General features: G+C 66.8%; 20 protein-coding genes and 1 tRNA gene. 6 read left to right on the top strand and 15 right to left on the bottom strand.

Features of this window, described 5'->3' with window-relative positions:
* Positions 1-14 precede the first annotated feature (14 nt).
* From ACLJPX_RS14075 to xerC, 4 genes are all read left to right on the top strand, one after another.
* On the top strand, positions 15-860 hold the full coding sequence (locus ACLJPX_RS14075) for a hypothetical protein (RefSeq protein ID WP_410600461.1): 846 nt from the start codon (positions 15-17) through the stop codon (positions 858-860).
* A gap of 95 nt (positions 861-955) precedes the next feature.
* Positions 956-2,305, top strand: a complete 1,350-nt coding sequence (locus ACLJPX_RS14070) for a replication initiator (RefSeq protein WP_410600460.1) — start codon at positions 956-958, stop codon at positions 2,303-2,305.
* Positions 2,302-2,478 (top strand): helix-turn-helix transcriptional regulator, encoded by a 177-nt coding sequence (locus ACLJPX_RS14065; protein ID WP_410600459.1) that lies wholly within the window; start codon positions 2,302-2,304, stop codon positions 2,476-2,478. The genes ACLJPX_RS14070 and ACLJPX_RS14065 overlap by 4 nt, the downstream gene beginning before the upstream one ends.
* A 104-nt stretch (positions 2,479-2,582) precedes the next feature.
* Positions 2,583-3,707, top strand: coding sequence for a tyrosine recombinase XerC (gene xerC / locus ACLJPX_RS14060; protein WP_410600458.1), 1,125 nt, complete (start codon positions 2,583-2,585; stop codon positions 3,705-3,707).
* Positions 3,708-3,717: 10 nt separating this feature from the next.
* Here xerC and ACLJPX_RS14055 read toward each other — a convergent pair.
* The 5 genes from ACLJPX_RS14055 to nfi all read right to left on the bottom strand — a co-directional run bounded on the left by ACLJPX_RS14055 (position 3,718) and on the right by nfi (position 7,205).
* A tRNA-Leu gene (locus ACLJPX_RS14055) sits at positions 3,718-3,794 on the bottom strand.
* A gap of 50 nt (positions 3,795-3,844) precedes the next feature.
* Positions 3,845-4,345 (bottom strand): DUF4231 domain-containing protein, encoded by a 501-nt coding sequence (locus tag ACLJPX_RS14050; protein ID WP_410600457.1) that lies wholly within the window; start codon positions 4,343-4,345, stop codon positions 3,845-3,847.
* A 77-nt stretch (positions 4,346-4,422) separates the two neighbouring features.
* Positions 4,423-5,751 carry an NAD(P)/FAD-dependent oxidoreductase gene (locus ACLJPX_RS14045; protein WP_007028829.1) on the bottom strand — a complete coding sequence of 443 codons (1,329 nt, stop codon included), beginning with the start codon at positions 5,749-5,751 and terminating at the stop codon, positions 4,423-4,425.
* An 84-nt stretch (positions 5,752-5,835) separates the two neighbouring features.
* Entirely contained in the window at positions 5,836-6,528 is a 693-nt protein-coding gene (locus tag ACLJPX_RS14040) for a uracil-DNA glycosylase (protein ID WP_410600456.1), read from the bottom strand.
* A complete protein-coding gene (gene nfi / locus ACLJPX_RS14035; RefSeq protein WP_410600455.1) occupies positions 6,525-7,205 on the bottom strand; it encodes a deoxyribonuclease V in 681 nt (226 codons plus the stop codon). The genes ACLJPX_RS14040 and nfi overlap by 4 nt, the downstream gene beginning before the upstream one ends.
* Before the next feature lie 28 nt (positions 7,206-7,233).
* Between nfi and ACLJPX_RS14030 the strand changes: the two genes are divergently transcribed.
* Positions 7,234-8,730, top strand: a complete 1,497-nt coding sequence (locus tag ACLJPX_RS14030) for a S10 family peptidase (protein WP_410600454.1) — start codon at positions 7,234-7,236, stop codon at positions 8,728-8,730.
* A 116-nt stretch (positions 8,731-8,846) separates the two neighbouring features.
* Entirely contained in the window at positions 8,847-9,815 is a 969-nt protein-coding gene (locus ACLJPX_RS14025) for a hypothetical protein (protein ID WP_410600453.1), read from the top strand.
* Positions 9,816-9,906: 91 nt separating this feature from the next.
* Here the strand turns inward: ACLJPX_RS14025 and ACLJPX_RS14020 are convergent, their stop codons facing one another.
* The 10 genes from ACLJPX_RS14020 to ACLJPX_RS13975 form a co-directional block, all read right to left on the bottom strand.
* Entirely contained in the window at positions 9,907-11,628 is a 1,722-nt protein-coding gene (locus ACLJPX_RS14020; RefSeq protein ID WP_410600452.1) for a S8 family serine peptidase, read from the bottom strand.
* Positions 11,629-11,704: 76 nt separating this feature from the next.
* Positions 11,705-12,703, bottom strand: coding sequence for an ABC transporter ATP-binding protein (locus tag ACLJPX_RS14015; RefSeq protein WP_410600451.1), 999 nt, complete (start codon positions 12,701-12,703; stop codon positions 11,705-11,707).
* Complete coding sequence (locus ACLJPX_RS14010; protein WP_101613508.1) at positions 12,696-13,697, bottom strand: ABC transporter ATP-binding protein; 1,002 nt, start codon at positions 13,695-13,697, stop codon at positions 12,696-12,698. The genes ACLJPX_RS14015 and ACLJPX_RS14010 overlap by 8 nt, the downstream gene beginning before the upstream one ends.
* A 5-nt stretch (positions 13,698-13,702) precedes the next feature.
* Positions 13,703-14,656 carry an ABC transporter permease gene (locus ACLJPX_RS14005; protein ID WP_101610586.1) on the bottom strand — a complete coding sequence of 318 codons (954 nt, stop codon included), beginning with the start codon at positions 14,654-14,656 and terminating at the stop codon, positions 13,703-13,705.
* Entirely contained in the window at positions 14,649-15,575 is a 927-nt protein-coding gene (locus ACLJPX_RS14000; RefSeq protein WP_101610587.1) for an ABC transporter permease, read from the bottom strand. Before ACLJPX_RS14000 ends, ACLJPX_RS14005 begins: the two co-directional genes overlap by 8 nt.
* Positions 15,576-15,668: 93 nt before the next feature.
* Entirely contained in the window at positions 15,669-17,285 is a 1,617-nt protein-coding gene (locus tag ACLJPX_RS13995; RefSeq protein WP_101610588.1) for an ABC transporter substrate-binding protein, read from the bottom strand.
* Between the two features lie 257 nt (positions 17,286-17,542).
* Positions 17,543-18,496, bottom strand: coding sequence for an exopolyphosphatase (locus tag ACLJPX_RS13990; RefSeq protein ID WP_410600450.1), 954 nt, complete (start codon positions 18,494-18,496; stop codon positions 17,543-17,545).
* A 76-nt stretch (positions 18,497-18,572) separates the two neighbouring features.
* The gene (locus ACLJPX_RS13985) at positions 18,573-19,730 is read right to left on the bottom strand and encodes a lytic transglycosylase domain-containing protein (protein WP_410600449.1); all 1,158 of its coding nucleotides are present in this window, start codon (positions 19,728-19,730) and stop codon (positions 18,573-18,575) included.
* Between the two features lie 184 nt (positions 19,731-19,914).
* Positions 19,915-20,430 (bottom strand): DUF501 domain-containing protein, encoded by a 516-nt coding sequence (locus tag ACLJPX_RS13980; protein ID WP_369862179.1) that lies wholly within the window; start codon positions 20,428-20,430, stop codon positions 19,915-19,917.
* 18 nt (positions 20,431-20,448) lie between these two features.
* Complete coding sequence (locus ACLJPX_RS13975; protein WP_101610591.1) at positions 20,449-20,811, bottom strand: FtsB family cell division protein; 363 nt, start codon at positions 20,809-20,811, stop codon at positions 20,449-20,451.
* Between the last annotated feature and the right edge of the window lie 33 nt (positions 20,812-20,844).

Raw genomic sequence — 20,844 nt, 5'->3', positions numbered from 1 at the left:
AGGAGGCATCACCCATGTTCGGCAAATCCAAGTCCGATGGCGAGGACACCCCGCGCTCCCGCCGGGTCCGCGCCCTGGCCGATCAGCTCGACGAAGCCCGTGACGTCCACCGGCTTTCCACCGATCCGATGTTGGGCGCGGTCACCGCCGATCGGTTCCGGGCTTCGATCACCCGCACCATGTGGGTGTTCCTCGCGATCGGGCTCGGGTTCACCACCACCGGAGTGCATGACTTCCTGGCCGGTGGCCTGTCGATCACTGACCCGCTCTGGTGGGGTGCGTGGCTGGCCGAACCCGCTCTCGCGGGCATCCTGGTCACCCTGCTCCGCTGGGAAGCCTCGATGCTCTCGCACGGCGTCACCACGAACGCCAAGCCCGTGCGCTACCTCAAACGGCTGCTCCTGGGCGCCACACTGGTGGCCAACGTCTGGGCCGGACTCGCACCCGCTCACGGCGAGGTCTCGAAAGGCATGGTGTTCTTCCACCTGGTGATCCCGCTCGTGGTGTTCCTGCTGGCGGAAGTCATGCCGGTGATCCAGCAGACATGCACCCGCGTCCGGGAACAGGCCCTCGCCACCGTTCCGGCCGGCGCGAACACCGTGCGGCAAGCCGCGGCTTCCCCGGTGCCCATGCCGGCCGACACCCAGACCCCCCGTCCCTCAAGGATGACCGGCACCTTCGCGAAGCTCCCGGCCAGCATCCGCACCACGGTCACCGGCATCACCGAGACCGCCCACGACGCCGGCAGGCCCGTCACGGCCGCCGATCTGACCGCCAGGGTCAATCTGCCAGAGGCGATGCTCGCCACGCTGGTGGACGAACTGAACGCCTCGATCAACCACCACCCGGTCACCGCCTGACCGGTTCCTCCCGCACCACGCACGTTCGCCGGGCAGCCTCCGGTGACCGTGCCGGGGTCTGCCCGGCTCTCTCGTGCCCGCACGAATGGAGAGCCATGATCACCGAGAACGATGGGTCCTCACTGGCTACCCGCGTCACCCGCCACCTGAGCATGCGCCACGTCCGTGACCGCGTCACCGCGACCGGCGGATGCCTTCAGCCGGTGCACCTGTCCGGCTACCGCGTCGTCACCGACCGGACCACCGGCCGCACCCTCGACCACCATGCAGGGACCGTCTATGCCCCCTGTGGGAACCGGCGCGAATCCGTGTGCCCGGCCTGCTCCGACCGTTACGCGGCGGACGCGTTCCACCTCATCCGCGCCGGAATGACCGGCGGCAAGACCATCTCGGAGACCGTGGCGGACAAGCCCCGACTGTTCGTCACCCTCACCGCTCCGAGCTTCGGCACCGTCCACGGCCGACGCACCACCCGCACCGGCCGCCGGATCCCGTGCGGTTGCGGGGAGAACCACCATGAGGCGGACACCCGCGTCGGCACCGCGATCGACCCCGAGAGTTACGACTACCGGGGTGCGGTGCTCTGGCAAGGCCACACGGGGGACCTGTGGCACCGCTTCACCATCCGTCTTCGCCGGGAGATCGCACGCGCGGCCGGAATCAAGGCCGGCGAGTTCGCCGACCACGCCCGGCTCTCCTACGCCAAGGTCGCCGAATACCAGAAACGTGGTCTCATCCACTTCCACGCCGTGATCCGGCTCGACGGCCCCGACGGCGCCCAGGACCCCGCTCCCGCCTGGGTCGACAACACGCTCATGGAGCATGCCGTCCGCGCGGCCGCCGAAACCGCCCGTGTCACCCGCGAAGTCATGCTCGACGGCGTTAGCACTGAGCACGTGTTCACCTGGGGCCAGCAGCTCGACATCCGGCCCATCCGCCCGGCACACGCCGCCCGGATTGAGGGCGACGACGGCGAGATCAGCGACCGCGCGCTCGCCGGATACATCGCCAAGTACGCCACCAAAGGCACCAGCACCAGCGAAGTCCCCGACCGTCCAATCAGGTCCGAACACGCGATCGAGCACCTGGACGTCCTGCCGCACCATCGACGCATGATCGCCACCGCCTGGGAGCTCGGCGCGACCGAAGATCTCGCGTTCCTCCGGAAATGGGCGCACATGCTCGGCTTCCGAGGCCACTTCCTCACCAAATCCCAGCGCTACTCCGTCACCTTCACCACCATCCGAGGCGACCGCCGCACACACCAGCACCTCGCCACCCTCGAAGCCCTCGGGACCACCCCGGACAGCGTGACCGTCGTCAACCACTGGAACTACACCGGAAACGGCCACAACAACCCCGACGAACGCGAGATCGCCGAAGCGATCTACCAAGGAAAACGCCAGCAACGTAAAGACAAACTCGCGAAGGAGAGTCAGCCATGAACAAGCCGCTCATGACCGTGGAGGACCTGTCGACCCATCTCAGCGTCCCTGTCGGCACCCTCTACCGGTGGCGCACCACCGGCTACGGACCGGCAGGCAAACGCATCGGCAAGCACCTCCGCTACCGCCCCGAAGACGTCGACGCCTGGGTCGCCGAACAAGGGGGCGCGTGATGGCACGACCACCTCTCGATGTGGGGACACACGGAAAGATTCGTTTCAGCGACACGGCTTCCGGCGTCCGGGCTCGTGCAAGCTATCGGGGTTTCGACGGGAAGGTGCACGACATTGAACGCACTGGCCCGACTCGCCCGAAGGCCGAGCGACTGCTGAAGAAAGCGATCAGTGAGGCTCTGAAGGCGCCCGGGGGTGGCGATATGGATCACAACACGAAGTTCAGCGTCGTCGCGGATAGGTGGCTCATACGGCAGGCTGAGCGCGTCAAAGCGGAAGAACGCGCACACGGCACGCTGGACAACTACCGGAGCATGCTCAAAAACCACGTGCTTCCCGCGCTCGGTGATCTTCGGTTGCATGAGGTGACTGTGCCCCGGCTGGACGCGTTTCTTCCCGCCGTCAAGGCGAAAACAAGCGCCTCTCATGCGCGGACGGCGCGTGCTGTAGTGAGCGGCGTTCTTGGCTTCGCTGTGCGTCAAGGGGCTTTGGGTGCGAATCCGGTTCGGGAGCTTGAACGGATCGAAGGCGGGAAGCGCAAGAAACCTCGCGCCTTATCGTCGGCAGAGCGCCGTAGGTGGCTCGAACAGCTCGAAACCGATCCGAAGGCCGTAGCGCGGGACTTGCCAGACCTGACGCGCTTCATGCTGGCGACCGGCGTGCGGATTGGCGAGGCGCTGGGGACCTTTTGGGAAGACGTCGACCTTGACGCCGGAACGGTTGCGATCGACTGGAAGTTGATCCGGATTCGAGGGGTCGGGCTGCGCCGGGTGAAGAAGCTCAAAACCGAATCCGGCGATCGAACGCTACCGCTTCCCGGGTGGGCGGTGTCGTTGCTGCGAGAACGTCGGCGCCTTGCGGAGGAGGCTGGACGGAGCCTGGCAACCCCGGTTTTTCCGGATACTCTCGGCGGACTACGTGACCCCTCGAACACTCGGCGAGATTTCCGCGAAGCACGCGGTACCAAGGACTTCGCTTGGGTCAAGTCACACGTTTTCCGCAAGACAGCAGCGACAGTGCTGGACGACGCGAAGCTCACTTCCAGGCAGATCGCGGACCAGCTCGGCCACGCTCGGCCGTCGATCACGCAGGACGTCTACATGGGCAGGACGACGGTCTCCCAGGACAACGCGACCGCCCTGGAATGCATGTGGGATGACGATGAACCAGCCAATTCCGGGGGTAAACCGGGGGCTGGCAGTAACGAGACGAGCGAGGAAACGTCCTGACCTGCACGGATGGTGCCCCGGACGGGGATCGAACCCGCACTGGGTCGATTTTAAGTCGACTGCCTCTGCCAGTTGGGCTACCGGGGCACAGGCAAGCCTAGGCGATGCCCCTGGCCGGTGGTCACCGAGGCCAGGGGCTAGTTCGCCTTGTCCGCTTGGCGGTACTTCAGCCAGCTGTTGCCGACGAGGTCCCAGATCGCCTGGTACTCGTCGAACTTCTCGCGCAGGACGGTCCGGTCCAGCTCGTCCGGCGGCGTCGAGGCGATGTAGTAGGTCAGGTCGTCGCGCAGCCGGTAGAACTTGTACTGGCCTTCCTCCATCAGCACCCACAGCGAGCGCCAGGCGAAGAACGGCTCCAGCACGTTCACCACCGTGACGACGGCGACCAGGGCGAACGCCGTCCCCGTCCAGGGATTCAGGTTCTGCAGGCCGAGGATGATCGTGGAGGCCGCGGACAGCAGCAACGCCAGGACCCGCAGGACGACGGACCTGGTGCGGAACCGGCGTTTGCGGATCCGCGCGTACTTCGTCCCCTGCTCGATCCGGTCCACGAGGTCGTGGGCGAGTTCGAGCGGGGTCGATCCCGGCTTGGGGAGGGCGGACTGGACGGGCGGCTTCAGCTTCCGGAATGCCTGCACCGGCACACCCTAAACGCCGTGAAGGCCTCCTTCCCTACCTTGAGAGTAGGGAAGGAGGCCTTCACGGTGCTACGAGCTCAGGACTTCGACAGCCTGTCGAACTCTTCGCGCGGGTTGTTGATCTGGCCGAGCGAGATGACCTCGCGCCGGAACAGACCACCCAGCATCCAGTCGAACAGGATGCGGATCTTGCGGTTCCACGTCGGCATCGCCTTGAGGTGGTACGCGCGATGGAAGAGCCAGGCCGGGAAGCCCTTGATCTTCAGGTTCAGCGCGTCGGCGACACCCTTGTGCAGGCCGAGGCTGGCCACCGCGCCCAGGTTCTTGTGGTAGTAGTCCTTCGGCTTGCCGCCGCGGATCACCTTGATGATGTTCTTCGCCAGCAGGCGCGCCTGGCGAACGGCGTGCTGCGCGTTCGGCGGGCAGGTCGCCGTCGGGTCCTGCTCGGTCCGCGAGAGGTCCGGCACGGCGGCGTTGTCACCGGCGGTCCAGACGTCGGGGTGCCCGACGACCTGCATCGCGGCGGTGGCCTCGACGCGGCCGCGCTTGTCCAGCGGCAGGTCCGAGCTCGCGAGCACCGGGTTCGCCTTCACGCCGGCGGTCCAGATGATCGTGTCGGTGTCGAATTCGGTGCCGTCCGAAAGCACGACGTGGCCGTTCTCGAACGACTTCGCCGCTGTCGACAAATAGACCTCGATGCCGCGCTTCTCGAGCTGCTCGACGGTGTACACACCGAGCGTCTCGCGCACCTCGGGGAGGATCCGCCCGGCCGCCTCGACGAGCACCCAGCGGATGTCCTCGACCTTGAGGTTCGGGTAGTAGTTCTCCACCGCGAAGCGGGTCATGTCCTCGAGTTCGGCGAGCGCCTCGATACCGGCGAACCCGCCGCCGACGACGGTGAACGTCAACAGGCGCTTGCGCTGCTCGGGGTCGAGCGTGCTGGCGGCCTCGTCCAGCTTCGTCATGACGTGGTTGCGCAGGTAGATCGCTTCGCCGATGGTCTTGAAGGCGATGCCTTCCTCGACCAGGCCCGGGATCGGCAGGATGCGCGCGACGGCACCGAGCGCCACGACGAGAACGTCGTAGTTCAACTGCTCGACGTGCCCGTCGGCGGCCTCGACCGTGACGGCCTTGCGCTCGTGCTCGATCTTCGTCACGCGCGCGGTGAGCACGTGGCAGCGCTTGAGCACGCGCCTCAGCGGCACGACCACATGCCGCGGTTCGATCGCACCGGCCGCCGCCTCGGGCAGGAAGGGGGCATAGGTCATGTGCGGCTGCGGATCAACGACCGTCACGGACGCTTCGTTGGCCCGGAGCATCTTCTGGAGCCCGTACGCCGTGTAGAGCCCGACGTACCCACCACCAAGGACGAGGATCCGTGTCGGTTCCGACTTAACACCAGCCATATTTCTATAGTCGCACCCATGCGCTGAGATCGCTCGTGTACCCCATCTCGCTGTGACCAGCGTCGCCACGGTTTCCGCACCGATTCAGTTCAGGCCCGCCGCCGAGGTCGCGGAGGCCATGACATCGCACACCATGTCAAGGGTCAGCCTCCCGGTCTGGACATTGCGCTGCGACACGTGGTAGCAGCCGAAGAGGCGCAGGTCGCCGAGCCGCACCTCGGTCCCGTGGCCGAATTTCGGGCGTGGCGTGGGCACCGGCCAGCCCGCCTCGGCGAGCACCGGCAGCAGCGCCTGCCACCCGAACGCGCCGAGGACCACGACGGCCCTCAGCGTCGGTTTCAGCAACGCGAGCTCGGCCGCGAGCCACGGACGGCAGTTGTCCCGTTCCTCAGGTTCGGGCTTGTTCGCGGGTGGCGCGCATCTCACCGGGGCGACCATCCGGGTGCCCCTCAGTTCGAGACCGTCACCCGGATGGGTCGACGTCGGCTGCGAGGCGACGCCGACCCGGTGAAGAGCCTTGAACAGGACGTCACCGGAGGGGTCGCCGGTGAACATCCGGCCGGTCCGGTTCGCACCATGCGCCGAAGGGGCGAGGCCGACGATCGCCAGCGACGCGTCCGGCGGCCCGAAGCCGGGCACCGGCCGGGCCCAATAGGTCTCGTTCGCGAAGGCCGCGCGTTTGACCACGGCTATCTCCTCACGCCACGCGACCAGCCGCGGGCAGGCGCGGCAGCCGACGACCTCGGCGTCGAGTTCGGCGATGGAGCGGAACCTCATAACGCCTCCTTCAACGCGTCTCGGGCGAGGCGGTCGGCGTGCCGGGTCGTCTCCGGCTGACGGAACGCGGGCGACAACCGCAGCACCTGGCGACACGCGTTGTCCAGCGAGATCTTGTGGCCGGTGGAGACGTAAACGGGCTTCACGCCGTCCTGGGTGCGCAGGACCATGCCGACGACCTCGCCGTCGTCCACGAGGGGTTCCTTGGCGCCGCGCTCCCGGCCCGGCTCGCCGTGCTCCCCGATGAAGCGGGTCTTGCCGACGCCGAGGGTGGGCAAGCCGGTCACGACGCCCAGGTGACACGCCAGCCCGAACCGGCGCGGGTGGGCCAGGCCGTGCCCGTCGCAGACCAGGAGGTCCGGCGGGTGGTCGAGCGCGCGCAGGGCTTCGAGCAGCGGCGGCAGCTCACGGAAGGCGAAAAGGCCCGGTTCGTAGGGGAACGAGACCTCGGAGACGACGGTCCGCTGTTCCACGACGCTGAATCCGGAGGTCTCGAGCGTGACCGCCGCGGCGGCGATGAGGCCGCTGCCCTCGTCGTAGGCGACGTCCAGCCCGGTGACCGTGACGATCTCTTGTGGACAACGGTCCTCGGGATCGACCAGGCCACGCAGGGCTTCCTGGATCCCGATCGCTTCGGCGACCGTATTCGGCCGATCATGCGCAGAGACGATGTCCACCCGTACAGAGTGCCAGTAGGTTGGAGGCATGCCGGACACCAATCCCGAGGAAAAGGCCACCGACGAGAAGGACACCCCGTCGGTGGAAGCCAAGGTCGAACCGATCGACGACCTGGTCACCACGAGGCACACCCTGACGCTCAAGCGCAAGAAGCTCGCGTATACGGCCCAGACCGGGCGGATCGTGCTGCGGAAGGAGGTCACCACCGACGGCAAGTCCGAAGGCCACCAGGCCAAGGCCGAAGTGTTCGTGACCTCGTACACGCTCGACGACGCCGAGCCCGGCTCGCGCCCGGTCACGTTCGCCTTCAACGGCGGCCCCGGTTCGGCGAGCATCTGGCTGCACCTGGGCCTCCTCGGCCCGCGCCGCGTGCTGTCCGGCGACGTCGACGACCCGGCGGCGCCGCCGTACGGGCTGACCGACAACCAGGAAACCCTGCTCGCGCACAGCGACCTGGTGTTCATCGACCCGGTGTCGACCGGCTACTCGCGCGCCGTGGACGGCGAGAAGGCCAAGGACTACCACGGGTACACGGCCGACATCGAGTCCATCGGCGAGGTCATCCGGCTGTGGGTCTCGCGCAAGCAGCGCTGGCTCTCGCCGAAGTTCCTCGCTGGCGAGTCGTACGGCACGCTCCGCGCGGCCGGGCTGGCGGCGCACCTGCAGGAACGCCACGGGATGTACCTGAACGGGCTCCTGCTGATCTCGTCCGTCCTGGATCTGGGCACCCTGCGGTTCACCGAAGGCAACGACCTGCCGTACTCGCTCTACGTGCCGACGTACGCGGCGATCGCGCACTACCACGGCCTGCACGGCGAACGCCCGCTCGACGACGTCCTCGCGGACGCCGAGGACTTCGCGGCCAAGGAACTCCCCTGGGCCCTCGCCCGCGGCGCTCGTCTGTCCACACAGGACCGCGCCGAAGCCGTCGCGACACTCGCTTCGCTGACCGGACTGAGCGAGTCCTATGTGGACCGGGTGAACCTGCGGATCGAGCACGTCCGGTACTTCACCGAACTGCTGCGGAACAAGGGGCTCGTCGTCGGCAGGATGGACGGCCGGTTCACCACCTGGGAGCCGGACGGCGGCCGCGAGCACATGAGCGACGACCCGTCGATCTCGCGGATCATCGGCGCCTACTCGGCCGGACTCAACCACTACGTGCGCGCCGAACTCGGCTACGAGAACGACCTGCCGTACGAGGTCCTCTCGACGGACGTCTTCAAGGCCTGGTCGTACTCCGACTTCGAGGGTCGCTCCGTGTCCTCAGTGGACTCTCTCGCGACGGCCATGCGGACGAACCCGCACCTTCGCGTGCACGTCGCCTTCGGTCACTACGACGGCGCGACTCCTTACTTCGCTTCGGAGCACGTCCTCGCGCAACTGCAGATCCCCGAGGAACTGCGGGAAAACATCGACACGGCCTACTACCCGGCCGGGCACATGATGTACGTGCACGAGGCTTCGCGGGTCCAGCAGTCGAAGGACCTGGCCAAGTTCGTGAAGGCCGCCTCAGCCCGCTAACCCCTCCCCCAGGCGCGTGTAATGAACGGGACTTTCATTGCAAATTTTGTAATGAAAGTCCCGTTCATTACAGATGGCCTCCCGAACTTGTCGGACGTGCGGCCCATCATCGACAGGTGCACTTGTCGAAGGCAACACTCACCGAAGCCGACCTCCGTCGGCAGAGCAAGTACGGCGTAATTCGGGTAGCGACACTCGAGAAACTAGGAGTTTCCCAGCCGACGTCGTATCGAAGATGCCAGCCTGGCGGAAGGTGGACTCACCTTCTTCCAGGCATAGTCCTACTGTCCAGAAGCCCTCCGACAGCCAGGCAGCGAGTCGAGGCTGCACTCATGCACGCCGATGGCCTGGGAGTCATCACGGGTTTCGAAGCAGCGAGACGTTATGGGCTGAGGAACACACTCGCCGACCACATCGTTCACGTCCTCATACCGGACAGGAACCAGATCAGAAGCGCCAAGTTCACCATCATCGAACGAACGATCCACATGCCCGACAAGCGAACGATCGACGGTGTTCCGCTAGCCGCACCACCTCGCGCGGTCTTGGACGCCGTCCGCCGTATCCGCGAGATCGATCCTGTCCGGGCCATCCTCATCGAGGCTGTCAGCTCCGGCCTGTGCAGCATCAACGAGCTATCGGCGGAGTTGGAGTCCGGCAGCAAGCGCGGCACAGCGCTTCCACGGGCTGTAATCCGAGAGATTCGTTCCAACGTCAAGTCAGTGCCCGAGGCCGAGGCGCTCTCGCTTTGGCAGCGCGCAGGCCTCCCTGCTGCCGAAAGGAATGTCAAAATCTATGATTCCCAAGGTAACTACATCGCCATGCCGGACTCCTACTGCAAAGAGGTCGCCATGGCCTGGGAGATCGATTCGTACGACTTCCACTTCGAGAAGGCAGCATACGCGAAAACCGTGAGACGCAACGGACGGTACACGCGCGCCGGAGTCGTAGTACTGCAAACCCTACCTTCACAGCTGCGAGACGATCCCGAGGGAGTCGTCGCCGATCTGCGCGCCGCGTTCGAATCCGCCTCTCGGCGACCGACGCCCGAGATCACCGTCGTGCGCGACCAACGCGCGGCCTAGGCACACACCTGGCTGTAATGAACGGGACTCTCATTGCGAAATTTGCAATGAAAGTCCCGTTCAATACATGTCGAGCACCCAGCAGCGAGGGTCAGCCCCGCAAGTACTGGGAACCGCGGGTCACGGCCGACCAGGCGTCAACCGCACCATGGCCGTAGAAGCCGTTGAACGAAGCGTCACCCGTGCAGGTGGCGGTGAACGACGCGTCCCGGCCTTCCTTCAGGTAGTCGACGGTCCGCGGCACCGGGCAGGCGATGTCCGAAGCCGTGCCCTCGAGCACCCGCTGCACCGCGTCCGGGTTCATCCCGAAGTCGCGGGAACCCTTGCCGTACTGCGAAACGATGAGCGCCGCGACACCGGTCGCGTGCGGCGACGCCATCGACGTCCCCTGCAGCCACTGGTAGTAGCCGACGCGGCCGTCGGCGGCGGTCGCCTTCTGGACTCCGGCGGTGACACCGTCGGGCGTGATGTTCCCGGCCGCGTCGATGTTGCCTTCCGCGACGCCGACGTTGCGCGGGTAGGTCGAGAGGATCTGGTTCTCGACCGTGCGATACCACGGGGTGCCGAAGTAGTCACGGAAGTATCCGCCGGGCGCGGAGACCGAGATCTGCTCGACGCCGTAGTTCGAGTAGTCCGCCTTCGCCTGCGAAGGGCCGAAGGACGAGACGCCGATCGTGTGCGGGCCTTCGATGGGCAGCGAGAGGCAGCTCGCGTTGTCGATCTGCCGCGAGTGCGTGCTGCCCGACGGGTAGCCCGGGCTCGACGCGTCCGGCTGCGGGGCGGCGAGGTCGCTGTGCTGGTTGCCCAGCGAGACGACCTGCGTGACGCCCTTGCGGTACGCGTAGTTCAGCGCGCGGGTCGTCGCCTCGATGATGGTGCGCTGCTCGGCCTGCTGCGCGGGGGTGTCCGCGGCGTTCGAGGAGCAGTTGTACAGCCAAGGATCCGTGTAGAAGCTCATGTTGACGACGTCCACACCGGCGTCGCCGGCGTAGGTGATCGCGTCCACGGTCGACTGCAGGAAGAAGAAGCCCGAGTCCTGGCCGGCGCGGATGTTCACCAGCGTCACGTTCGGCGCGACGCCCGAGACGCCGAAGCCGTTCGCGGCGGCGCCGATGGTTCCGGCGACGTGCGTGCCGTGCCCGTTGTCGTCGTGGTCCGCCGGGTCCTTGCAGCCGCGGAATTCACACGGACCATCGACGACGGCGCCGTTCACGTCGGCGACGATGTCCTTCGTGAAGTTCCGCGACGCGGCGAGGTCGAAGTTCGGCGCGATGTCCGGGTGGCTCGCGTCGACACCGGTGTCGATGATGCCGACCTTCACCCGCTTGTCGCCCGGCTGCTTGGTGCGCGAGAGGTCGGAACGGACGGACTGGAGACCCCAGAGCTGATCGTCGAGGGGATCCATGCCGACGGCCTTCGGCTTCGCGGGCTTCTTGGCCGACGCGGCGCCGCGGCTCTCCTTCTCGACGACGTTCGGCTTGACCTTCGCCTTGCCGTTCTTCGGCGCGGTGCCGATCGGCTTCGCTTTGGCCGCGCCGAAAACGGAGCGGTCGGCGGAGACCCGCTCGGCGAACCCGTTGGCGGGCGCCGACGCGGTGATCAGGCCGACGGCGACGTTGCTGGTCACGACGGTGCCACCGGCGGCGCGGATCGCCTTTTCCACCGACGCGACACTCTGGCCTTCACGGGCCAGAACGGAGAATTCGGTCGCCGCACCGGAAAGCTGCGGCTGCGCGGACGCCACCGGAGCCGCGACGATAGCGCCGAACAGCGGCACCGCGAGCGCGACGACAAGAGATCTGGATCTTTTCATTTCCTGCCTCCTGAAGAAAACGATTCATGAAAACTACGTCAGTGATCCCACGCGATCAACGAAGTCCCTACCAAAGTCAGGGGACGACAGTTTTTTCCTCCGCGAAATGACAGGCGGACAAATGTCCACCGGTCCGCGTGATCAATTCGGGTTCCTGATCCGCGCAAAGGTCCTGCGCCTTCCAGCACCGGGTACGGAACCGGCAGCCCGACGGTGGATCCAGCGGGCTCGGCACGTCACCTTCGAGACGGATCACCTGCCGCTGCCCGCGCAAGGCGGGATCCGCGACCGGCACCGCGGACAGCAGCGCCTGCGTGTAGGGATGCGACGGGTGCTCGTAGATCTCCTCTTCCGTCCCCATTTCCACGATCTTCCCGAGATACATCACCGCGACCCGCGTGGAAAGGTGACGCACCACGGACAGGTCGTGTGCGATGAACACATAGGAAAGGCCGAATTCCTTCTGCAATTCGCCGAGCAGGTTCATCACCTGCGCCTGGATCGAAACGTCCAGCGCGGAAACCGGCTCGTCACAGATGATGACCTTCGGCCGCAAGGCCAGTGCCCGCGCGATCCCGATGCGCTGACGTTGCCCGCCGGAGAATTGGTGCGGATAGCGGTTGATGTGCTCGGGATTCAGCCCGACGACGTCGAGCAGCTCCCGCACCTTCGCCGCCCGCGAACCCTTCGGCGCCACCTCGGTGTGGATCTCGAAAGGCTCGCCGATGATGTCGCCGACGGTCATCCTCGGGTTCAGCGAGGTGTACGGATCCTGCAGCACGATCTGGATCTCGCGCCGCAGCTTCCTGAGTTCGGCTCCCCGCAACGCGAAGATGTCACGGCCCTCGAAGGTCGCGAGCCCGCCCGTGGGTTCCTCCAGCCGCATCAGTACCTGGGCCAAAGTGGACTTACCGCAGCCGGATTCTCCCACCACACCAAGGGTTTCCCCCGGCATGAGATCGAAGGAAACCCCGTCGACCGCCTTCACGTGGCCGATGGTGCGTTTGAAGAGGACCCCGGCTCGCACCGGGAAGTACTTCACCAGGTTTTCGACGCGCAGAATGGGCTCAGACACGGCCGCTCACCACCTCGTCGGCGAAGTGACAGGCGCTGACCCGGCCGAAACCGAGGCTGTGCAGGGCGGGCCGTTCGGACTCGCACCGGCTCTCCGCCCGGGGGCAGCGCGGATGGAACGGGCAGCCGGGCGGGACGTTCAGCAGGCTCGGCGGCAGGCCCTTGATGGTCTCCAGCGTCTGTCCTTTGAGGTCGAGCCGCGGCAGCGAGGCCATCAGCGCCTCGGTGTAGGGATGCCCCGGCGAGCGGAACAGTTCGGCGACGTCGGCCTGTTCGACGATCCGGCCCGCGTACATCACCGCGATCCGGTCGGCGACCTCGGCGACCACCGCCAGGTCGTGAGTGATCAGGATCAGCCCCATTCGCCGTTCGGCCTGGATCTCCGCCAGCAGGTCCATGATCTGGGCCTGCACGGTGACGTCGAGCGCGGTCGTCGGCTCGTCCGCGATCAGCAGATCGGGGTCGAGCGCGAGCGACATGGCGATCATCGCGCGCTGCCGCATCCCACCCGAGAACTGGTGCGGGTACTCGCGGATCCGCCGGGCGGCGGCCGGGATGCGCACGGTGTCGAGCAGTTCGATCGCCCGCTTGCGAGCGTCCTTTTTGGACATTCCGAGCCGGACCCGCAACTGTTCCTCGATCTGGAATCCCACGGTGAAGACGGGATTCAGCGCGGAGAGCGCGTCCTGGAAGATCATCGCGATCTCCCCGCCCCGCACCTCACGCCGCCGCTCTTCGGTGGCGGTGAGCAGATCCTCGCCGCGGTAGCGGACGGCGCCGCCGGTGACGACGGCGGGCGGACTGTCGAGGATGCCCATCACCGTCTGGGCGGTGACGCTCTTGCCCGAACCCGATTCTCCCAGCACGGCAAGGGTTTCCCCGGCGTGCACGGAATAGTCGACGCCGTTGAGCACCGTCGCGACGCCGTCCGAAGTCCGGAACTCGACGTGCAGGTCCTCGACTTCGAGGAGCAGTTCGTTTTCAGTGGAGGACAAGCCGATCACCGGGCCTTCGGGTCGAGCGCGTCGCGGATCCCGTCACCGAGCATGACGAACGCGAGCACGGTGACGGTGACGAACCCGGCGGGGAACAGCAACATGTGCGGATTCACCCGGAAGTAGTCCCGCGCGTCGCTGATCATCACACCCCACGAAACGACCGGTGGCCGCACGCCGACACCGAGGTAGGCCAGCGTCGCCTCCGCGCCGATGAACGCGCCGAGCGCGATGGTCCCGTAGACCAGCACCGGGGCGACCGTGTTGGGCAGCAGGTGCCGGAACACGATGCGCGGGGTGCTCGCGCCGAGCCCGCGCGCGGCCTTGACGTAGTCGAGTTGCTTGGCCACCAGCGTCGCCGACCGCATGATGCGCATCGCGACCGGCCAGCTCAGCGCCGCGATCGACACGACCACCTGCACGATGATGGTGACCGCGCCAGGGTTCGTGCCGGGGGCGTTGAACGTGGTCAGGATGACGATGGCGCCGAGCACGAACGGCAACGCCGCGAAGATGTCGCCGATCCGGGAGAACAGGCTGTCGACGAGACGGCCGTAGTACCCGGCGACGATCCCCACGATCGAGCCGATCAGGATCGTCAGCACGGTCGCGAAGACACCGACCAGCAACGACGCCCGCGCACCGTGGATGGTCCGCGCGTAGACGTCGTAGCCCTGGTTGTCGTAGCCGAACCAGGCGTCCGCGGACGGTCCTTCGTTCGCGTGGGTCAGATCGCTGAACCCGGCCGCACGCGAACTGAACAGGTCGGGAGCGATCGCGACGAGCACGACGAACGCGATGATGACGGCGGAAATGACGAAGGACGGCTTGCGGCGCAGGGATCGCCAGGCGTCGCCGCCGAGACTGCGCGGCTTGTGCGCCACCGCGGAATCGTCGGCGACACCGGCGGCGGCGACGTCCACGGAGGACACGCCGCCGGCCACGTTCGGGTCAGTCATAACGGATCCTCGGGTCGAGAACGGCATAGAGCAGGTCGACGGTGAGACTCACCAGCAGATAGACCATCACCAGCAGGACGACGACGCCGGTGACGGTGGCGCCCTCCCGGTTCTGGATACCGCGGAAGATGAGCCCGCCGATGCCGTTGATGTTGAACACGCCTTCGGTGACGATGGCCCCGCCCATGAGCGCGCCGATGTCGGTGCCGATGAAGGTCAGCACCGGGATCACCGAGTTCCGGAGCAGGTGAACACCGACGACGCGGCTGCGCGGCTGTCCTTTCGCGACGGCCGTGCGGACGTAGTCGGCGTGCCGGTTCTCCGCGATACTCGTTCTCATCAGCCGGGCGATATAGGCCATGGACAGGCTGCCCAGCGCGATTCCCGGCACGATCAGTTCACCGACCGTGGCGTCCTCGGACACGCTCGCCTCGATGAGGCCCAGTTCCGAACCCAGGATGATCTGCAGCACGATCGCGGTGACGAACACCGGGATCGAGATCAGGAACGTGGTGGACATCAGCACGAGGTTGTCGAGGAAACCCTTGCCGCGCAGGCCGGTCAGGATGCCGGCGGAGAGCCCGATGATCGCCTCGATGGCCACCGCGATCAGCGCGAGCCGCACGGTCACCGGATAGGCGTTCCCGATCAGCTCGCCGACCGAGACGCCGTTGAAGGTCTCGCCCCAGTCACCGGTGAACAGGTTCCCGAGGTATTTGAAGTACTGGACGAAGATCGAATCGTCGAGGTTGAACTTCGCGGTCATCATCTCGATGTAGGCGGGCGGGCAGGCGACCTGACCGCATTTGCCGGCGAACGGGTCACCGGGTACCGCCCACACGAGCGCGTAGATGAGGAAAGTGGTGCCGAAGAAGACCGGGATGAGCTGGAGCAGCCGACGGAGGATGTACTGGGACATGGGCGTGCCGTCCTGGAGATCGCGTGGTGGGAGCTGGGGTTCCGGCCGGCCGGGAGCGGTGATCCGCCACTCCCGGCCGGCACGACCACACGGTTACTTCGCGGCGACCTCGATGGACGAGTAGTCCGCGAGACGGCCGTAGTCGAGCTTCGCGACCTTGAGCCGGTTCGACTTGCCGCCGACGCCCTTCTCCTCCCACACGGGGATCTGCGGCAGATCCTTCGCGATCTGGTCCTCCGCCTGCTGGTACAGCTTGATCGCGGCCGCCTTGTCGGCGGTCTGGTCCGCCTGCTTGAGCAGCGCGTCGACGGCCGGGCTGTTGTACGTCGAGTCGTTCGACGAACCGGTGCTCTTGTAGCGCGGGTTCAGGTAGTTCTCGATCGACGGGTAGTCGGCCGACCAGTCGGAGCGGCCCATCCCGGTCAGCTTCCGGCCGTTGACGATGCTGCGCCACTGGCCGAAGTCGGTCGCCGGGACGAAGTCGCATTCGACGCCGAGCGCGTTCTTGATGCTGTTGCATGCCGCGACCAGCGGTTCCTTACGGCCACCGTCGGCGTTCGACGCGATGGTCAGCTTGCCGGTGTACCCGGACTTCGCCCAGTACTCCTTGGCCTTCACCGGGTCGAACTTGCAGAACTCGCAGACGCCCGGCCGGTAACCCTCGATACCGCGCGACACGTAGCCGTCGGCCGCCGCGTAGGTGTCGTTCATGACGGTCTTGACGATCTGCTCGCGGTCGATCGCGAGCGCGATCGCCTTGCGCAGGTCGAGGTTGTCGTAACCCGGGACGTAGTACGGGATGGCGAGCGCGGCGATGCCGAGCAGCTTGCCTTCCACCAGACGGTCACCGAGGTCGGTCTTGTACTTCCCGCCTGCCTTCGCCGCGGGCGGGAGCGCCTCCATGAAGTCGAGGCGGTTGCTCAGCAGGTCCTGGTACGCCGTTTCCTGGCTGGTGTAGATGCGGACTTCGAGGTCCTTGAACTTGACCTTGTCCTCGCCCTGGTACTCGTCGTACCGCGTGAGCTTCATGTTCTGGTTCGGCGTGCGCGAAACGAACTTCAGCGGTCCGTTCCCGATCGGGGCCTTGGCGAACGCCTCCGGGTCGGCGAAGAACTTGTCCGGCAGGGGCGCGAAGGCGAGGTAGCCGATCTTGGTGGCGAACACCGAGAACGGGCCCTTCAGGGTGACCTGGAACTCGTAGTCGTTCACGACCTTGAGCCCGGACATCTCCTTGACGGCCGGCTCTTTCGCGCTGATCTCGTCGTAGCCCTGGATCTGCTCGAAGAAGGACGCGTTCTGCATGCCGTTCTTGCCGTTCGCGCTGTAGTTCCACGCGTCGACGAAGTTCTTGGCCTTGACCTCGGTCCCGTCGTGGAACTTCCAGCCCTTTTTGATCTTGATGTCGAAGACCTTGGAATCGGTCGTGGTGATCGATTCGGCCATCAGGTTGTACGGCTCGGCGGTGTCGGATTTGTAGCCGACCAGCGCCGAGAAGACCGGCTTGAGGGCTTTGGACCCGCCGAGTTCGTTGGTGTTGGCAGGGATCAGCGAGTTCTCCGGCTCGGTGCCGTAGACCGAAACCGCCGCGTTGGCGTCGGTGGCACCGGATCCCTTGTCTTCCTTGGACCCACCACCTCCACAGGCCGTCAGCAGCAGGGCCGCCGTGGCCACCACCGCCGTCGCTCCCCAGAACCCGCGTGAAGCCCGCATGTCCCCTCCAACTCTCGTCGTCGGATAGTCCGGCGAGCGCTGGTCGCGCCCTACCGCCCAGAAGGTGAGACGACGCTATGGGACAGGTGAAGCCGATCACAGTGCGTTGGCGTTGCAAATGTGTGACGGTGTGCCGGACCACCCGGTTAGAGCACAACGTTGGTAGGAACAGGGTTGCGCCGAACGGCCTAATCCGGACTGGAGGTCACCACTTGATCACCGAAAGAAATGGCTTCACGTAAGAGAAAACCGGGCGATCAGGCCAGCGACAGGGCAATCCCGTCGAGGATGTCGTGCTCGGAGATCACCAGTTCGCCGGGACCACTGCGCGTGGCGAACTGCTCGGCCAGCACCTGCACGATCACCGAGCCGCCGCCGATCACGTCGACCCGGCCGGGGTGGATCACCGGGTTCGCGGCACGGGTCGCGTGGTCGGCCGTGAGGAGCGACTGGGCGACGCGGTCGATGTCGGCGTGGGAGAGCTTGGAAAGGTGGGTGCGCTCGGAGTCGTACTCCGAGAGGCCCTGTGCCACGGCCGTCAGGGTCGTGACCGTCCCGGCGACACCGATCCACGTCTTGGCGGTGGACACGTCCACGACGTCGAAGGCCTCGGCGAGCACCTTGGTGGCCAGTTCACGGGCTTCGGCGATCTCGTCCGCGGTCGGCGGGTCGGACTTCAGCGCGCGTTCGGTGATCCGCACGCACCCGATGTCGACCGACTTCGCCGCGATGACCTCCGCCTTGCGGCCGTCCCAGGTGCCGACCACGAGTTCGGTCGAGCCGCCGCCGACGTCGACCACCACGAAGGGGCCGTCGTCGGGATCCTGCTCGCCGACGGCGCCGGTGAACGAAAGCCGCGCCTCTTCGTCGCCGCTGATCACTTCGGCTTCGGTTCCGAGCACCTCGCGCGTCATCGCGAAGAACTCGTCGCGGTTGCTCGCGTCGCGAGTCGCCGACGTCGCGACCATGCGGACCTTCTCCACACCCTTGCGGCGCGCGGCGATCGCGTAGTCGGCCAGCGCCTTGCGGGTGCGCTCGAGCGCCTCGGGGGCCAGCTTGCCAGTGGCGTCCACACCCTGGCCGAGGCGGACGATCCGCATCTCGCGGTGCAGGTCGCGCAGGTCGACCGTCCCGTCGTGACGCGGGGTCAGCTCGGCGACGAGCAGGCGGATGGAGTTGGTCCCACAGTCGATCGCGGCAACACGAGGCATACCCCGGAGATTACAGCGGAGCGAAGCTTCTCCGTTGAGGGCGGTGGCGGGGGCATGGATGGATAGATAGCTGCGATCAGGGGGATTCAGGGGCGGCGCTGGTCGACGTCACCGTCGTGGTCGTCGTGGTCGTCGTCGGCGAGGAACAGGTCGTCGGCGGCGCGGTCGGGGCCGTGGTCGTCGCGCTCGTGGTCGGACTCGGCACCGTCTCCGTCACGGTGGACGTCGGGCACTGCGGCGGCTTCGAGCTTGTCGGCGGTTTCGACGACGACGAAGAAGTGCTCGTCCCCGGCAGGGTCGAAGACGGCGGAGGCGTCACCGAACCGGGCGGTGTCGACGGCACCGGAGGCGGCGGCACCGAGGCGGGCGGCGGGGCGGCCCCGGCGTTCGGCGCGCCGATCGGCACCCTGCTGTCCGGCGTCGGCAGCACACCCGTGCGGTAGGCCTCGGCCCAGATCAGCACGGTGTTCACGTAGGTGTCGGAGTTGTTGTAGCGGAAGACGGCCGCGCGCAACTGGTCCGGTTTGGACAGATCGAGCCCGCCGGAGCACAGGTACCGGCCGGTGCCCAGCGCCGCGTCGAAGATGTTGTTCGGATTGGACTCGCCGTCGCCGTTGCCGTCGGAGGCGTAGCCCTTCCAGGTGGAGGGGATGAACTGCGTCGGGCCGACGGCGCGGTCCCAGACCGTGTCGCCGTCGTACTTGCCGCCGTCGGTGTCCGGGATGGCCGCGAACGGGCCGGCGCCGTTGAGCTGCGGGCCGAGGATCGGTTCGAGGGTGTTGCCCTTGGCGTCGACGTAGCCGCCGCGCGCGTGGTTGGACTCGATCCGGCCGATACTCGCGATCAGCGCCCAGTCGATGTGACAGCCGGGCTGTTCGGCGATGAGGATGTCGGCGGCGTTGCGGTACGCGGCGAGCGCGGTGACCGGGATGCCGAGCGGCCCGTTGGGGAGTTCGTCCGCGGGGAGCGGGAGCGGCGTCGGCGCGTTCGGCAGGCTGCCGTCGACGCCGATCTGGTGGACGAGCGGGTTCTTCGGGTCGTAGCCGCCGACGAGGGCGACGTTGTCCGAATGGATCGTGCTCGCCGTCGCGGCCCAGCTGCCGGCACCGACGACCGCGGCACAGGCCGGGACGATGGCGAGGACACCTCCGGTCACCGCGGCGATCGTGCGGTGCCGGAGACAGAGTCTCCGGACATGACCGGTCACCGCGCCTGGCACGTGCCTCACGCGCATACCTCAGAACCCTCCCGGCGGATCACGACTCGGCGATCCGTTACTTGCCCACCCCGACAACCCGCAACTGGTGCACAGCCTGCCGCATGCGGTGACCGGTTTCACCCCATAGGGGAGTACCAGTTGGTCGACAACGGGTGAATTAACCCACCTGGAGGAACTATCTGTACAGCAGGGGCCGGTGTTACCCCTGGCAGTCACCCGACGGCCAGCCGTTCGCTTTGAGCAGCGCGAGGGTTTCGTCCCCGAACGGGTTCACCCCGGGGCCGACGGCGAGCGTGTGCGCCAGGTGGACGTGCAGGCATTTGACGCGGCCGGGCATCCCGCCCGCGCTGACCTCGTGCCCGAGCGAATCGATGGCGTCGCGTTCGGCGAGGTAGCTCTCGTGGGTCCGCTGGTAGGCGGCCGCCAGCTCGGGGTCCTCCGCGAGCCGGTCGGTCATCTCCTTCATCAGCCCGGACGCCTCGAGCGTGCCGACCATCGAGGTCAGCTTCGGGCAGGTCAAGTAGTAGAGCGTCGGGAAGGGGGTGCCGTCGTCGAGGCGGGGGCTCGTCTGCACGACCGACGGGTGACCGCTCGGGCAGCGCGCGGCGACGGCACGCAGCGCACGGGGTACCCGGCCGAGCTGTTCCGCGATGATCTCGCGGTCGGCGTCGGTCACAGGGTCGTATGAAGACTTTTCCGTGCTGTTCACGCCCATAAGGCTAAAGGGAGAGCTTCAGTCGCCCGCGACCTGATCCCACAGCTTCTCGTACCAGGAGCCCGCGGGCACCGGCTGCTGGCCTTGCGGCTGCCCCTGCTCGGGCGCCTTGTCCTCGGGAAGCTGCACGATGTACGGCGTCTCGCCGGGCTTCACGAAACCGAAGCGTTTACGCGCCTCCGCCTCGATCTGCGCGGGGTCGCTCAGCTCGGCCTTGCGGCCTTCCAGCTGGGCGACGCTCCGCTGCAGCTCGGACTGCAGCTGCTGCTGCTCGGTCACCTCGGACTTCTGGCTGAGGTACGTGCGCAGCGGAACGGCGATGGTGAACGCGAGCGCACACACCACGATCGCCACCACCGCGGCCCGGCGGGTGGTGGACATGCCGAGCACCTTCGCGGCACCCGATGCCCGTTT

The sequence above is a fragment of the Amycolatopsis sp. lyj-90 genome, from assembly GCF_046549035.1.
Lineage (GTDB): Bacteria > Actinomycetota > Actinomycetes > Mycobacteriales > Pseudonocardiaceae > Amycolatopsis.
Note: the sequence above shows the minus strand (reverse complement) of the source record. Positions and strands in the feature narration are given on the sequence as shown.